Genomic DNA, 15,329 nt, shown 5'->3' on the forward strand with positions numbered 1-15,329 from the left:
ACCAACATTGCCTGTAGATTAGAGTTGGATAGTGAATGGTATGTTATTATGCAAGATGTACGATTAAATTTAAAAATTCAGGAAACATACCGGGTGATAATTTAAGTTAGAAAAAGGGGGGGAGTGGTTGTTCTTGCCACTTCCTCCCTTTCTAAAATATCGGTCATTATATCCGTCAACTTTGGGTCATCATGCAACATCAATCTTAGGACATTATGCAGCGTTAATAACAATATAGCAATACTTCTAACAGAAATAAAGGGTAGACTGTCAGAATTAAAAAAAGATAACATATAGCCTGGCTCTGAAATTGCGCCACATAATAATAACGCCCCGGGAACTCCCGGGGCAAACTTATTCTAAAGAGATTTTTTCCCAATACCCATGCTGATCAGGTGAGATAAGAATTGGTTAGCGCTGACACCCTCTTTTTTGGCTGTTTCGATAACCATCCGTGTGCAGGCTTTTTGAAATAAAAACCCTCCGCAGGATTAAATAAGTCCTCGGAGGGCTTGATTTTACTGGAGCGGGTGACGGGGATCGAACCCGCAACCCTCAGCTTGGGAAGCTGATGCTCTACCATTGAGCTACACCCGCATCTTATTAATAATTATATCCACCTGTTTAAAAAAATCAAACATCTATGAAATAAAATTTTGGTGACCCATCCGCGACTCGAACGCGGGACACCCTGATTAAAAGTCAGGTGCTCTACCAACTGAGCTAATGGGTCATGTAAAATAAGAGACAAAAAAACAAAAATTGGTGACCCCTACGGGATTCGAACCCGTGTTACCGCCGTGAAAGGGCGGTGTCTTAGGCCGCTTGACCAAGGGGCCACAAATTTTTGTGGTGGTGATCCATCCGCGACTCGAACGCGGGACACCCTGATTAAAAGTCAGGTGCTCTACCAACTGAGCTAATGGATCAGATATTGAATTAGAGGTCACGCAACCTCACATGTGATATATTACAGCATCGCAAGAGAAGTGTCAACAAGTTTGTCCTAAAAATATTCCTTTAACTTTTTAACAAAACTGTAATATAATGCACCAAATTTTAAACAAAAAGGGGGGCCTTACGGCCCCATTGGTTTGCTAGGCAAATAAATCTTCCAGGATAATGGTCTGGCTGCGTTTTACGCCAACGCTGATGAGGGCGATCTTTACCTCAGTCAATTCAACAATGCGTTCCAGGTACCGTTTGGCGTTGTCCGGCAGGTCTTCGTAACGGGTTACCTGGGAGATATCCTCCTGCCAGCCGGGGAACTCTTCGTAGACCGGTTCGCATTTGGCCAGCTCTTTCAAAGAAGCAGGGAACTCCCGGATGATTTCCCCCTTGTAGCGGTAGCCGGAACAAAGCTTGATAACCGGCAAGCCGGTAAGCACATCCAGCTTGGTGATGGCCAGGCTGTCCAGGCCGCTGATGCGGGCGGCATAGCGTACAATGACTGCGTCGAACCAGCCGCAGCGGCGGGGGCGACCGGTGGTGGTACCAAATTCATGGCCCTTTCTTCTGATTTCTTCCCCTGTCTCATCCAGCAGCTCCGTGGGGAAAGGCCCTTCGCCCACCCGGGTGGTGTAGGCCTTCACGATCCCCAGCACCCGGTCAATTTTGGTGGGACCGATGCCGGTGCCCAGTGCGGCGGCGGCAGCGGTGGGGTGGGAAGAGGTTACATAGGGATAGGTGCCATGGTCCAAATCCAACAGGGTACCCTGGGCCCCTTCGAAGAGCACGTTCTTGCCCTCCTTAATGGCGTTATGCACCAGCAGGGAAACATCTTCGGCCATGGGCTCCAGCATTTCTGCATAACCCTGGTATTCCTTGAGAATTTCCTCATAGTCAAAGCCCCTGGTATCGAAAAGCTTCTCAAAGACGGTGTTCTTGCGCTCGATATTTTGTTTTAATAACTTGGGAAATTCTTCTTTATCAATCAAATCCACCACGCGGATGCCCACCCGGGCAGCTTTGTCGGTATAGGTGGGACCAATTCCCCGCCTGGTGGTGCCGATTTTAGCGTCGCCCTTTTGCTCCTCTTCAACAGCATCCATGAGACGGTGATAGGGCATGATGACATGGGCCCGCTGGCTGATGCGCAGCTTACCAATGGGCACACGGCGCTCCGCCAGGGAATCCAATTCCTGTTTCAGCACGCCCGGATCAATGACCACGCCATTGCCAATCAAGCATAACTTGTCAGGATACAAAATTCCGGATGGGATCAGGTGCAGTTTAAATTCCGCATCGTCCACCACCACGGTATGACCGGCATTGTTGCCGCCCTGGTAGCGCACGATAATATCTGCTTTCTCCGCCAGAAAATCCGTTACCTTCCCTTTGCCTTCGTCCCCCCACTGGGCGCCGATAATCACAACTGTAGACACAAGAGAGCACCTCCTAAAGCCTCATTTAAGCCGCTGAACAGGTCCCAAAAGGGGTCAGACCCCTTTTGGAAAATTCTGGTGCGTTCAGCAAGATCTTTTCTTCACTAACTACGGGTAAAAATCAGCCTGCTTTCCCGGGCATACTCCGGTTCCTGGTAGATATTCTTTCCATTGAAATAAAAATAACCCAAACAGAAACTTGAAAAGTTTTCTATTTGAGTTCCGACAGAATACCCCCATTAATTTACAATATAATTATAATTAAGGTATGGGATCTGAGAGAGTCCCCAAACAGGAATATACTAACCCAGTTTCTTGTTATTGTCAACCGGAATAAAGAAACGAAAAAGGGCAAACCAGCTGCATGGGCTTTGTTCTTTCTTGCACAATGTTATTTTCTATTCACGGCGGGCTAAATTGACGAATTTTACAAATTCTTTAAAAAATCCCAGTTCAATGGTGCCAACAGAACCGTTCCTTTGCTTGGCTACGATAATTTCCGCGATGCCCTTTTTTTCTGAATCCGGATTGTAGTATTCGTCCCGGTAGATAAACATGATGAGGTCGGCATCCTGTTCGATGCTGCCGCTCTCCCGCAAATCGGACATCATGGGGTGTTTATCGGTGCGGCTTTCCACCGCCCGGCTTAACTGGGACAAGGCCAGCACCGGTACATTCAGTTCCTTGGCCAGGGCCTTCAGATTGCGGGAAATCTCGGCAATTTCCTGCTGGCGGTTTTCAATGCGTTTGCCGCCGGACATCAGCTGCAGGTAATCAATAATAATGAGACCTAGGCCCTTTTCGGCCTTCAGCCGCCTGGCCTTGGAACGAATCTCCCTTACCGTGGCGGCGCCGGTATCGTCCAGGTAAATGGGCGCCCGGGAAAGGTAGCGGGCAGCTTCATGGAGTTTGGCCCAGTCTTCGTCGGTAAGATCTCCTGTCCGCACCTTGTGGGCGTCTATCATGGCCTCGGAGCACAACATACGCTGCACCAGCTGCTCCTTGGACATTTCCAAACTGAAGATACCCACCGGCACCTGATGCTTTAGGGCCGCATACTGGCCGATCAAAATGGCAAAGGCGGTTTTACCCATACTGGGACGGGCCGCCAGGATAATTAAGTCCCCTTTTTGCAGGCCGTTGGTCATACGGTCTAAATCGTGGAACCCTGTGGGGACACCGGATATTTTGCCCCGGTTGCTATAGACATGTTCGATTTCTTCAAAGGTCTTGACCAAAATTTCTTTAATAGGTGTAAAGGTATCGCCGCTGCGGCGCCGGCCCAGTTCCAGAATGGAGCGTTCGGCCTCGTCCAACAGCTCTTCGGGATTTTCGCTTCCCTCGTAGCCCCGGGCGGAGATCCTGGTGGTGACAGAAATGAGGGCCCGGGTGAGGGCCTTTTCCTCCACGATGCGGGCGTAATATTCGGCATTGGCGGCTGTGGGCACCAGATTGGCTAGGGTGGCCACATAGGTGACGCCGCCCACCTTCTCCAGATCGCCCCTGGCCCGCAGAAGGTCGGTGACGGTAATGAGGTCCACCGGTCGGCCAGCTTCGGCCAATTCCAGGATCACTTCGTAAATAATACGGTGGCTGTCGCGGTAAAAGTCCTCCGGTTTCAGGAACTCCATCACTCTGAAGATGGCCTCCCGCTCCAGCAGCATGGCCCCCAGCACCGACTGTTCCGCTTCTATATTTTGTGGTGGTACACGGTCCAACATGGGTATCACCCTTCGGGTCATTCTGTATGTCCGTTAACTAACCGGCCAAACTGCCGGCCTGATCGTCCGGCAAAATGTGCTGTAAGATTTCTTCTACCCTTTGAACAGGAACCACTTCAATGCCTTTCAGGTCCACCGGTACGTCCTGCATGTTTTCTTTGGGAATAAACACCTTTTTGATACCGGCCTGTTTGGCGCCATAGATTTTCTCAAACACCCCGCCCACGGCCCGTACCTTTCCTTGAATGGAAATCTCCCCGGTTACCGCAATGTCCTGGGGGATGGGCTGTTCCTGAACAGCGCTCAGCATGGCCAGCATAATGGCCACGCCGGCGGAGGGTCCATCGATGCGGCCGCCGCCCACCACATTGATATGGATGTCGTAATTGCTGATATCTTTGCCGGTGAGTTTGCGGATGACGGAGGCGGCGTTGAATACCGAATCCCTGGCCATACTGCCGGCGGTATCGTTAAAACGGATGTTTCCCTGTCCCGGGTTGCGGGTAGGAAAAGCGACGGCTTCAATTTCCAAAACCGAACCGAGGTAGCCGGCTACCCCTAGGCCAAAGATCTTACCCACTTCCGGTTCATCGGATGCTTTGGTTAACACATAGGGGGTCAAACGGCTTACCTGAACCACTTCATAGATATCCTGAACCGTAATATAAACGGGGGTGCCGGGGCTTTCCTGCCGGCGGAAGCAGGCCAGACCGTAGGCGTCCGCTAAAATGTTAATGGCTTTTCTGCCCTCAATGGTGTACTCGGAGATAATTTCCGGCACTTGAGCATCAATTTTTACCGCCAGCTTCGCTGCCGCCTGTTTAATAATATCCTGAATGGCTGCCGGGGTGAGGGGTTCAAAAAACACCTCGGCACAGCGGGAACGCACGGCCGGATTAATATCCTCCGGGTCCCGGGTGGTGGCGCCGATGAGAACGAAGTCCGCCGGCGCTCCTTCTTCAAATATTTTTTTAATGTACCGGGGTACATTGGGATCATTGGGGTCGTAATAGGCCGAGTCAAAAAAGACCCGCTTGTCCTCCAGCACTTTGAGGAGCTTGTTTTGCAGAGCCGGGTCCAGTTCGCCAATTTCATCAATAAACAAAACGCCGCCGTGGGCATCGGTGACCAGGCCCAGTTTCGGCTCCGGAACACCTGTTTCCGCCAAGTCCCGGCGGGCACCCTGGTAAATGGGGTCATGGACAGAGCCCAGCAGAGGGTTGGTCACTTCCCTGGGGTCCCAGCGGAGGGTGGTGCCATCCACTTCCACAAAGGGAGCGTCCTTGGCAAAGGGGGCTCCTTTCATGCCCTTGGCCGCTTCCAGGGCCAGCCGGGCAGCGGTGGTTTTACCAACCCCCGGGGGGCCGTAAAGGATGATGTGCTGGGGAAAGGGAGAGGCCAGCTTGGCCAGCAGGGCCTTAACAGCCCGCTCCTGGCCAATGACTTCGTCAAAACTTTCCGGACGCAGGATTTCCATGGCGGAAGAAGCCAGTTTCTTGGATTCTAACTTCTCCAGAACGGCCAGCCTTTTTAAGGTCTGGGCGTTTTCCGGGCCGCTGCTTTCCTTAATGACCTGCAGCTTGATTTCACGAATATAGTCTTCGTGACGCTGGTTCATCTTTTCGCCGATTTTCTTTTCCAGTTCCTCTTCCACTGTGCGCCGGGCAACGGTATCGGCAATTTCGTCCTGTAGGGTTTCTAAAATAGCCGGGATCTCTTCGATGGAAGGCAAATCTTCGTAGGTTGGATCTTCAAATACCAGCTTTTGTAAAGCCAGTACCCTTTCCTCAATCTTGTCGGAACGCATCAATTGCAAGGCTTCCAATTTTCCTGCCCGCAGTACCAGCTTGTCCGAGCCATAAATATTGCTTAACAGCCCGTACATGGCTGTAACCTGCCGCTGCAGTTGGTCCAGTTTGGAAAATTGACCGGAATCCTGTTCTTTGGCGCCGCTCATGAACCTTTCGAGGAAAACTTTCATTTATGCTGCTCCTTTCAATGCCTGATCCTGTCCCGGTTCCTGTGGATTTTACTCTACGGCAACAACGTTCACATTTATTTCAGCCTGGGCCACCGGATGGATTTTAACGGTGATTTTGTGGTTCCCCAGTGTTTTGATGGGCTCCTTCAGTACAATTTTTTTCTTGTCGATGTCATAACCATGCTGGGCCTTGAGGCCGTCTGCAATGTCCTTGTTGCTGATGGCGCCGAACAAGCGGCCGGCGTCGCCCACCTTGGCCTTCAACACCACCGTTAAATCATTGATTTTGGCTGCCAGTTCTCTGGCCTGTTCCTCTTCCTTTTGCTTCTTGGCAGCCTGGGTTTGTTTCTGGTTCTGAATTTCCTTCAGCTTACCCTGGGAAGCCGGGGAGGCCAGGTTCCGCGGGAACAAAAAGTTTCTTGCGTACCCCTCGGTAACGTTAACGATATCTCCTTTTTTGCCCAGTTTGGCAACGTCCTGTAAAAGCACAACCTGCATGGCAATCCTCCTTCTATAATGAAAGTAATCCTTAGTTTTCTCTTTTCGCTAACGGCCGGCGAAGGTTGAAAATAGTGTCCAGTACCCCCAGTACCACAATGGCGGGGTACATCAATGTAATGTAAAGGATTAAAATCACTGTCAAAACCATTTTAAAGGGCTTGGAAAAAGGAATCTTTTTAAAAAAATGCACCACCACCGACAGGCCGATGATAAAGAAGATAAAGAGAAAGACGGTCAGGATATTCTGCCCTATCACTTTGACGGTGTTCAACGCAAATTGGTTGCCTCCCAGGTAAAAAATGAGGCCCAGGATGATCCCCCAGATGGCGTACCAGGGCAACCTCCATTGACTGAAAGGAGGCAGGGCATTCACTTGATAATCCAGTTTTCTTAGCACCCGGTTCCCCACCATATAGGACAGGCCTGCGGATAACATCCCGTGCAGGACAAAATATGCCGGTAATAACAGGAGGGAGGCCCTTACTGTTTGCCTGAACAATTCCTGCTGCTCTGCCGGTACCGGGTTGCCTGCTTCTTCATACATGGAAAACACCGCGTTGAGTGATTCATTGATGGCAGCGTGTATCATCTCAATATTGATTCCCGACACAAAAACCGTTAAAGCAATGACGGTCAGGTAGGCAATGACGGAAACCACAGAGGCTGCCACCAGGGCATGGCCCGGTGATACGTAATTTTTATAGAGCAGACCCAGAACCAGTCCCAGGGGGCCAAAGAGGATAAACAGCAGCAGAACCTTCAAGGGGCTGGGATAGAGGACCATCAATAAAAATCCTGTTACCAAAAGGGACAGGACCGCCGTATATAAGCCCCTGCGTCTTACCAAAACAGCCAGAGGAATTGGCATGAGGATGCTGATTAAAAATAAAAACGGGGGAATGAACATCCCCAGCAAACCCAGCACCGCCGTAAGCCCGGCCGTAAAGGCCCCGTCCACCAGCGCCCGGGTATCTCTAAAGGAAGCCAAACAAAGATCACCTCTTCTTATCCGTCATATATGTTTGAAGGGAGTCCGACATTATTTCTTCTTCCATTTTATCTTCCCTTACAAGGACAGGGATGACAGAACATCAGCCTTGAGCCATTCAATCAGTTTAATGTTGCTGTCTATAGCATTTTCCTGCCGAGAGGGGAGCATGCAGAAGACTCTTATCACCTTAAAACAACTAAAGATTCGCTGGCACCGGCGGCATTTCCTGCAACAGGTCTGTGTTATTTGTTCCCGCCACTGGTTAAATCAGCATAAATCAGCACATTCCAGTGGGCTCTGACCATTTCCTCCGGCACAAAAGTAAAAGCTGTTGATCCCTGCCGGGGTTAACAGCTTTTAGCAAGAAAATCTTGTATTACAGGGAGGATTCCAGCTTGCTAAGGAGTTTAATTAATGTTTCCAGTTCCTCTTCCGTAAAATGACCTTTAATTTTATCCTGAATGTATTCTTCAAAACCGGGGAATTGCTCTTTTAAATTTTTGGCCTTTTCTGTCAAAAAGATTCGCACCACCCGCCGGTCTTCCTGATTCCTTTCCCGGCGCACCAGCCCGTCTCGCTCCATGCGGTCCACCAGAGAAGTAATGGTGCTGGCCTTTAAAAACAGTTTGTCCCCCAATTCGGTAACGGTGAGGCCGTCCTGCCGCCATAATTTCAGTAAGGCGGACAAGGGGGCGGGGTCCAAACCCATTTGTTCAGCCAGATTGCCGAATTGAATTTGCATTTTTTTGAAAGCCATGTAAAGACTGAAGGCCAATTTACTCTCCATGGGAAATGCTCCGGTTCACAAGATTATGCCATTATTATACGGCTTATTCATATTAAAGTCCATAAAGGTGGTTCTGTTTCGTGATATTTGTATTGGAAATGTTTTTAAACAAAAGTAAAAGGATGGGGGATATCCCTCATCCTTTCGGAGATCTTAGGATTCTGCAGTAAAGGGCAGCAGGGCAATATTACGAGCCCGCTTAATGGCAGTTGTCAGCATCCGCTGGTGATGCGCACAGTTGCCGGAAATACGGCGGGGTAAAATTTTACCGCGCTCGGTAATATATTTCTTTAACTTGGAAACTTCTTTATAGTCAATGGTTGTTGCTTTATCTACACAGAAGCTGCAGACACGCTTTTTGCCTCTGCGTCCACGCTCACGTTTCACAGTTTTCCCTCCTTGCTCGGGTACCGGCTTTTAGTCTAACCCCTAGAACGGTATGTCATCTCCGCTAAAGCTGATCTCGCTTCCAAAACCGCCGCCACCAAAGGAACTGCTGCCTTGATTGTCCCGATCTTTCGGCCAATCAAGGAACTTGATGGTATCTGCCACCACTTCAGCGGCTTTGCGGCGAATTCCCTGGTTGTCATCATAGGAACGGATTTGCAGGCGGCCTTCCACAGCGATCAGGCGACCCTTGCCCAGGTTGTTGGCGCAGGTCTCGGCTTGTTTCTGCCACACTACAATATCGATAAAGTCCGTTTCTTTTTCTTTTTCTTTATTAAACTGAGGGCGATCCACCGCCAGTGTCATTTTTGCCACAGCAATGCCGTTGGTGGTATAACGAAGTTCTGGATCCCGGGTCAGACGCCCAATTAAAATAACCTTATTGAGCATTGTTAACACCGCCTTGGGTTGTTCTATCAACAAAACCTACTCATCTTCGCGTGTGATCATGTGGCGAATGATGTCATCATTAATCTTCATAACCCGGTCCAACTCAGCGGCTGCAGCGGCTTCTGCTTTGAACTGCATTACTACGTAGATGCCCTCTTTCATGTGGTTAATTTCATAAGCCAGGCGACGCTTACCCCACTTGTCCAGTTTGGTAACCTCGGCGCCTCTTTCTTCCACCAGGGCTTTAAATTTTTCTACCAATGCAGTTACTTTTTCTTCTTCAACCTCGGGTTTGATGATATACATCACTTCATAATTGCGCACAACAGTTCACCTCCTCCCCACGGACTAACGGCTCTGCCCCTGAGGCAGAGCAGGGTGGAAACATGCCATATTAAAGCACTGTAAAATTATATCATCAATATATATAAAGGGCAAGAGCTTGCCAGAGAAATTTTTTCCCTTGACTCAGGGGGACGGTTCCCTTGATTCTGACCTTCCCGACTCAAGGAAACGGTTCTCTTAAGTGAATAGAAGCCAATTGACTCATTCATGGGTTTTGAGCAGGAATGTATCGAGGGAGACTGTCATTTATGATGAAAGACTCAAGAGAACTGTCCCCTTGATTCTTCCCAAAGACTCAAGAGAACCGTCCCCTTGATTCTGATGAAGAGAAACGTCCCCTTGATTCGCTTCAAGAGAACCGTCCCCTTGATTCGCTTCCAGGGCTGCTGATCACTGCCTTGACACTTTTCTCAAATTTGGGTCTTGGCAACATGAGAACCCGACCGCATTTTTGGCATTTGATGCGGAAATCGACACCTGTGCGCATCACTTCCCAGGTATCATTGCCGCACGGGTGGGGTTTACGGGTTTTTACCACATCTCCTACCTGGTATTTATGCACCCGGCGCACCTCCCATTGTCGTAATTAACACCCTGCGGGGGTAAGGAATTTCAATTCCTTCTTTATCAAACACCTCTTTAATGGCCTTTCTTAACTGACGTTCAATCTCCCACTGGCGCATGGGTTTGGTTTTAGCAGTGACCCGGATCACCACATCGGATTCACCAAACCTTACAACCCCCAGCACATCCGGCCCTTCGATCAAGTCTTCCGCCCAGGTTTGGGCAAAGTCCCGGCTCATTTGTTTGAGGACTTCGATGGCCCGGTCAATATTCTCTTCGTAGGAAATGCCAATTTCAACCATGGCTTGCATGCCCCCGCGGTTGAAATTGGTCACCATGGTAATGATGCCGTTGGGAATGATATGCAGCTGACCGCCAAATTCCCGGACCTTTGTCACCCGCAGCCCGATTTCTTCAACTGTGCCGGTGACACCTGCCACCGTGACATATTCACCCACCGCATACTGGTCCTCGAACAGGATAAAGAAACCGGTAATAATATCCCGCACCAGGTTTTGGGCCCCAAAGCCCACCGCCAAGCCCAGGATGCCGGCCCCTGCCAGTACGGTCTTGGCAGCATTGGGGATAAATATTTCTATGATGGACATGGTTGCCACAAAATAGACCCCATAGCGGAGGACGCTCTTTAACAAACCGGTGAGGGTCTGGGCCCTGCTGTCGCTGATGAATTTGCCGGGTTTCGTAAAAAAGATTTTTTCCACCAGTTTACTGCCGAAATGGATCAGCAATTTGGCCAAAACCAGGGTGGCCATAATTCTTAACGTAGTAGCCAATGCCCGCTGAATATCTGCCGGCGTATACAGGCCGAAAAGCCATTCTTTCAATGATGCTAAATCCATAATCCCCTCCCCTTTAGCCTTACGGGCATTCCTTAAGGGTCCTGTTGCTGGACTTAAAGGCATGCTTGCGGGTCCCGGACCCACAAGAAATATCTGACAGGTTGACAACAGGACCCGTAATCACTACCCTAAAGGCCAACTGCTTACGCTCCAAAGAAAGCCTTATAGGCTCTGTAACATTCAAAAATATCCGCCTTGCTGGCAATTTCCAGGGGTGCGTGCATGGAAAGCAGCGGCACCCCGCAGTCGATGACTTCAAACCCCAGTTCCGCAATCATATGGGCAATGGTGCCGCCGCCCCCCTGATCCACTTTACCCAGTTCCCCGGTTTGCCAGGTGATTTGATTTTGATTCAGCAGGTTTCTTAAAAAGGCCACATATTCTGCGTTGGCATCGTTGGTATGATATTTACCCTTGGCCCCGGTATATTTGGTGACAACCACACCGCCGCCCAGTCTGGCCGCATTCAGTTTTTCCAGCACTCCTTCAAAATTGGGATCCACTGCCGCCGTCACGTCTGCGGAAAGGGCAATGGATTTGGCAAAAACCCGGTAGATGGCCAGTTCATTAAACCGGGGGTCCATGCGGGATCCTATTTCCGCCACGGCATTTTGCAGGAATCTTCCCTGCATGCCGGTATTGCCGGTACTGCCGATTTCCTCTTTGTCGACAAACAGCGCCACCGCTGTGCGGGCGGGAGCGGTTGTTTCCAGAATGGCCCGTAAGGAGGTATAGACACAAACCCTGTCGTCCTGACCATAGGCCCCCACCATGCTGCGGTCCAGCCCAACATCACAGGCGGGTCCTGCCGGTACCGCCTCCAGCTCGGCGCTGATAAAATCCTCCTCCGTAATGCCGTAATTCTCATGCAGTAGAGTAAGCATGTTCATTTTAACAGCGTTATCCTTGTCGCCGCCCTGCAGGGGCAATCCGCCGATCAACAGGTTTAGCTGTTCGCCTTCCACCGCTTCGGTCAGTTTCTTTACCATTTGGTCTTTGGCCAGGTGGGGCAGCAGATCTGTGATGGTGAACACCGGGTCTCCGGGACGGTCCCCGATAGAAATTTCCACTGTTTGCCCGTCGGCTCGGCAGACAATGCCATGCAGGGCCAGGGGAATGGTCAACCACTGGTATTTTTTAATACCTCCGTAATAGTGAGTTTTAAAAAAGGCCAGCCCTTCCTCCTGATACAGCGGGTGGGGCTTCAGGTCCAGCCTCGGCACATCGGTGTGCGACCCAATTAAACAGATCCCCTTCTCCAAACCCTGCTGCCCGATCACGGCCAGCGCTACAATCTTTCCCTTACCGGTGATGCAGACCCTGTCCCCGGGTCGCAGGTTTTGGCACTGTTCGATGGGTATGAATCCGCTGGCCAGGGCCATGTTGACAATTTGCCGGACACAAGAGCGTTCTGTCTTGGCACAGGTGATAAAGGTTTTATAGTCTTCGGCAAAGGCCATAATTTCCTGCATGGTTCCTTCACCGGCGTTTTCCCAAACATTTTTCCGGCTGTACTTGAGCCGGTCCGCTTTTACCATGAACTTTTCCCCCTTTATTTGGTTTTGGCAATGCTTATCAAGACCCACTTATTATGCCCCACCCGGAGGTAGGTAATTTGAACCGCCGCTATATTTTTGTGCCCGGACCGCCGGGGATATGTTTAAACAAAAATTGGCTGCTGAACTCCGGTATCAGGGGCGGCAGGATGTCTAAATGTTGCAACGGCGGGCCGAAATGTGCCATGAAGAAGGAAGTGCTGATCCCCTTTGCCAGGGCTGCCGACAATCCCTGAACACCCAGCAGAGCCAAGGGAACCTGCAGGGGTACCAGAACCGTGATCATCACCAGAATAATCACCACCCCGGTGAAAAAACCAAGGACAAGCCCCGCCAACTTGTCCACCGGACCCAGCGGGCTGAATCTAAAAATGACGGCGAAGATGGAAACAATCCATTCAACAGCTGTCTTTACCACCAGAAAAATGCCCAGAAAGGCCAGTATTTTCAACAGACCATGGGCCAGCAGCAGATTGAGGGCTTGACCAACCGTGTGGTGCGGCCCCAACAGGCTCAGGTGGGCAATAATATCCTGCCAGGGAGTCGGCAAAGGGAGTTGGGCGCTGATCTTTTGCAGCAGCCCAACGGGAAGTTTCAATATTTCCGGACTGTTAAAGGGTTCCGGGAGTTTGATCAGAGGTTTTAGAAATTGGGCGATGCTGTCCGCCCAACCCCACCGGTCGGCCAGCCATTGGGCAAGCTTAAGGTGATAATGAACCGCGGCGCCAAAGGACAACAGCAAGCCGGCCAACCGGAGTACGCCTGCCAGCAACCCGTGGCAGTACCCCCTAAAACTTGTCAGTATCAATATAAGCAGAAAAAAATAGTCTAACCAGTTAATTTTCTACACCCCCGCTTTACTAAACTCCCCGGGATGCAGCACATTCCATTTCCGTTCATTTTTGTGTTCGCTGTTATTTTGCCATAATCCTTCCTCCGGAAACCCGTTGCTGTCACCGCTTGCAAAACTTCCACAGCGGTACAAGCAGCAGGGAGAAAAAAAGCGCCATCCCTGCATAGCCAAACACAGGATACAGCAGCCTGACCAAAAAAGAAAAATCCAGCAAGGTCAGGGGCAGTACAGCCAGGCAGACCGCAAATCCGAAAAACCGGTAACGCTTGCCCCCTGCGGGCGCCAACCGGCTGGCAAAACCATGGGCATTGGCAATGGCGGTGGTAAGGATGGCCACCCAGATTAACAGAGCAAAGACAGGCCGCAGGGAGGCGCTGACACCGGAAGCCATATATAGCATGGGCACTTCATAATTGGTGACATGGGGGTAAAAGGCCAATCCGGCAATGGTTACCATTGCCACAGCGAACCCCAGACCCAGTCCTCCCAGGATGCCCGCATAAATGCCTGTTCTTTTGTCGATGGAACGCCCCATGGAGGACAACACCGCCACCGGAACAACCATATTAAATGAAACATACAACAGGCTGGACCAAAGCCAGTGGCCCCCTACCCCATGCTGGTTGATAAAGGGCAATTCAGCGGGTAAACCACGGGCTGCCAGGGCCAGGCCGGCGATCAGGCAGACCGCCGCCAGTTTTACCGGTACTAATATTACATTCACGTTTAATAATCCTGTTAACCCGTGCATGATCACAAAAAAAACAGCCAGCAAGGCTACGCCGACCCCCACCCACTGCGGCAGACCCAGATATTCCTGCACCACCGCACCGCTGCCGGAAAGCATTACCCCCAGACCTCCCACCAGCATGAAAAGACTCAGAATGTCCATAAATTTTCCGGCCCATGGCCCCATTAAATAGGAAAGCAGTTCCTGGTAGCTGCCGGCACGTAATTTTACACCCAGATACAACGCCATGGCGCCCAGATAGGCAAATAGTACCGCCGACACCAGCGCACCCAGCAGCCCTTTATAACCATATAAAATAAAGAATTGCAAAATCTCCTGCCCCGACGCGAACCCGGCCCCGATCACCGCCCCCACATAGGTTGCCGCCAACCTTATTACCAGCCCCGTTCCCGTCTGCTTGATCATTGAGCCACCCCTAACCTTTTCTTTCTCCCTAGATACTATGCCGAAAAAGCGTCAGGCTGAACAAGAAATGAAAATGGCCCCAATTTATTTTGATAAATCCATGTATTTTGGAATAAAGGGAGAATAAGCGGGGAATAAATATAGTATGTTTGCTTTGAGAGGAAGTGATGGGATGTCCGTTCATATGGATACCTTGCACCGGCAAGCAGTTTTGCCCCCGAAAACAAAAATCAGTGTCGAGGATCCCCTCGCTGTAGATAGCTTTGCCATGGATCTGGTCACCCGGTTACAGGGTTACGGCATAAAGAGTGATGATGAAGTGGTCATCGTCTGTATCGGCACCGACCGTTCCACCGGAGATTGCCTGGGGCCCCTGGTGGGAAGCAAAATAGCAGCCGATGCCGGCCATCGTTTTAAGGTTTACGGTACACTGGATGAACCGGTACATGCCAGCAATATGAATGAAAAACTGGCGGAGATCCGGTCCAGGCACCCCGAAGCGCTGGTCATCGCGGTGGATGCCTGCCTGGGACACCTGGAAAACGTGGGCTGTGTAAATATCGGCGACGGCCCCCTGTTGCCCGGCGCCGGGGTCAATAAGTCCCTGCCCGCCGTTGGACAGCTGTACATCACCGGTGTGGTAAACGTAGGTGGCTTCCTGGAGTACCTGGTGCTGCAGAACACCCGGTTGAACCTGGTGATGAGACTGGCCAACCTGATCGCAGAGGGCCTGCTGAAAACCGCCCAAATCATACAAAATCAATCCCGAAGTGGTTAACTTCGGGATTAACTT

At 50.7% G+C, this 15,329-nt stretch carries 16 protein-coding genes and 4 tRNA genes; 2 read left to right on the top strand and 18 right to left on the bottom strand.

The genetic code is table 11. The features are described 5' to 3' along the window. The first annotated feature begins 6 nt into the window (after window positions 1–6). The gene (locus BUB67_RS17245; RefSeq protein WP_274377244.1) at window positions 7–105 is read left to right on the top strand and encodes a DUF5348 domain-containing protein; all 99 of its coding nucleotides are present in this window, start codon (window positions 7–9) and stop codon (window positions 103–105) included. Between the two features lie 417 nt (window positions 106–522). Here the strand turns inward: BUB67_RS17245 and BUB67_RS12950 are convergent. From BUB67_RS12950 to BUB67_RS13035, 18 genes are all read right to left on the bottom strand, one after another. Further along, window positions 523–597 (bottom strand) — tRNA-Gly (locus tag BUB67_RS12950). 60 nt (window positions 598–657) lie between these two features. Next, window positions 658–733: transfer RNA gene (locus BUB67_RS12955), tRNA-Lys, on the bottom strand. 30 nt (window positions 734–763) lie between these two features. Then, window positions 764–839: transfer RNA gene (locus BUB67_RS12960), tRNA-Glu, on the bottom strand. A gap of 14 nt (window positions 840–853) precedes the next feature. Then, window positions 854–929, bottom strand: a tRNA-Lys gene (locus BUB67_RS12965). A gap of 168 nt (window positions 930–1,097) precedes the next feature. Then, window positions 1,098–2,384: an adenylosuccinate synthase gene (locus tag BUB67_RS12970; protein ID WP_073239842.1), complete on the bottom strand. Its 1,287-nt coding sequence runs from the start codon at window positions 2,382–2,384 to the stop codon at window positions 1,098–1,100. A gap of 398 nt (window positions 2,385–2,782) precedes the next feature. Beyond that, on the bottom strand, window positions 2,783–4,105 hold the full coding sequence (gene dnaB / locus BUB67_RS12975; protein WP_073239843.1) for a replicative DNA helicase: 1,323 nt from the start codon (window positions 4,103–4,105) through the stop codon (window positions 2,783–2,785). A gap of 37 nt (window positions 4,106–4,142) precedes the next feature. Next, window positions 4,143–6,086 carry a Lon family ATP-dependent protease gene (lonC, locus tag BUB67_RS12980; RefSeq protein WP_073239844.1) on the bottom strand — a complete coding sequence of 648 codons (1,944 nt, stop codon included), beginning with the start codon at window positions 6,084–6,086 and terminating at the stop codon, window positions 4,143–4,145. Between the two features lie 48 nt (window positions 6,087–6,134). Beyond that, window positions 6,135–6,584, bottom strand: a complete 450-nt coding sequence (gene rplI, locus BUB67_RS12985; RefSeq protein ID WP_073239845.1) for a 50S ribosomal protein L9 — start codon at window positions 6,582–6,584, stop codon at window positions 6,135–6,137. A 31-nt stretch (window positions 6,585–6,615) separates the two neighbouring features. Continuing rightward, window positions 6,616–7,575 carry a YybS family protein gene (locus tag BUB67_RS12990; RefSeq protein WP_073239846.1) on the bottom strand — a complete coding sequence of 320 codons (960 nt, stop codon included), beginning with the start codon at window positions 7,573–7,575 and terminating at the stop codon, window positions 6,616–6,618. A gap of 379 nt (window positions 7,576–7,954) precedes the next feature. After that, window positions 7,955–8,365, bottom strand: coding sequence for a MarR family winged helix-turn-helix transcriptional regulator (locus BUB67_RS12995; RefSeq protein WP_073239847.1), 411 nt, complete (start codon window positions 8,363–8,365; stop codon window positions 7,955–7,957). Window positions 8,366–8,518: 153 nt separating this feature from the next. After that, window positions 8,519–8,752 carry a 30S ribosomal protein S18 gene (rpsR, locus tag BUB67_RS13000; RefSeq protein ID WP_008411728.1) on the bottom strand — a complete coding sequence of 78 codons (234 nt, stop codon included), beginning with the start codon at window positions 8,750–8,752 and terminating at the stop codon, window positions 8,519–8,521. 42 nt (window positions 8,753–8,794) lie between these two features. Further along, complete coding sequence (locus tag BUB67_RS13005) at window positions 8,795–9,202, bottom strand: single-stranded DNA-binding protein (RefSeq protein ID WP_073239848.1); 408 nt, start codon at window positions 9,200–9,202, stop codon at window positions 8,795–8,797. 36 nt (window positions 9,203–9,238) lie between these two features. After that, complete coding sequence (gene rpsF / locus BUB67_RS13010) at window positions 9,239–9,526, bottom strand: 30S ribosomal protein S6 (protein ID WP_073239849.1); 288 nt, start codon at window positions 9,524–9,526, stop codon at window positions 9,239–9,241. A 370-nt stretch (window positions 9,527–9,896) separates the two neighbouring features. Continuing rightward, the gene (locus tag BUB67_RS13015) at window positions 9,897–10,109 is read right to left on the bottom strand and encodes a DUF951 domain-containing protein (RefSeq protein ID WP_073239850.1); all 213 of its coding nucleotides are present in this window, start codon (window positions 10,107–10,109) and stop codon (window positions 9,897–9,899) included. Next, a complete protein-coding gene (locus BUB67_RS13020; RefSeq protein ID WP_073239851.1) occupies window positions 10,102–10,971 on the bottom strand; it encodes a mechanosensitive ion channel family protein in 870 nt (289 codons plus the stop codon). The genes BUB67_RS13015 and BUB67_RS13020 overlap by 8 nt, the downstream gene beginning before the upstream one ends. 143 nt (window positions 10,972–11,114) lie before the next feature. Then, on the bottom strand, window positions 11,115–12,509 hold the full coding sequence (locus BUB67_RS13025) for an aminopeptidase (protein ID WP_073239852.1): 1,395 nt from the start codon (window positions 12,507–12,509) through the stop codon (window positions 11,115–11,117). Window positions 12,510–12,597: 88 nt separating this feature from the next. Then, window positions 12,598–13,368: a CvpA family protein gene (locus BUB67_RS13030; RefSeq protein ID WP_084127741.1), complete on the bottom strand. Its 771-nt coding sequence runs from the start codon at window positions 13,366–13,368 to the stop codon at window positions 12,598–12,600. Window positions 13,369–13,480: 112 nt separating this feature from the next. Further along, window positions 13,481–14,536 carry a YkvI family membrane protein gene (locus tag BUB67_RS13035; RefSeq protein ID WP_073239854.1) on the bottom strand — a complete coding sequence of 352 codons (1,056 nt, stop codon included), beginning with the start codon at window positions 14,534–14,536 and terminating at the stop codon, window positions 13,481–13,483. 172 nt (window positions 14,537–14,708) lie between these two features. Between BUB67_RS13035 and yyaC the strand changes: the two genes are divergently transcribed. Next, on the top strand, window positions 14,709–15,314 hold the full coding sequence (yyaC, locus tag BUB67_RS13040; RefSeq protein WP_073239855.1) for a spore protease YyaC: 606 nt from the start codon (window positions 14,709–14,711) through the stop codon (window positions 15,312–15,314). Window positions 15,315–15,329: the final 15 nt, after the last annotated feature.

Source organism: Desulforamulus putei DSM 12395 (genome assembly GCF_900129195.1).
In the GTDB taxonomy this organism is placed as follows: Bacteria; Bacillota; Desulfotomaculia; order Desulfotomaculales; family Desulfotomaculaceae; genus Desulfotomaculum; species Desulfotomaculum putei.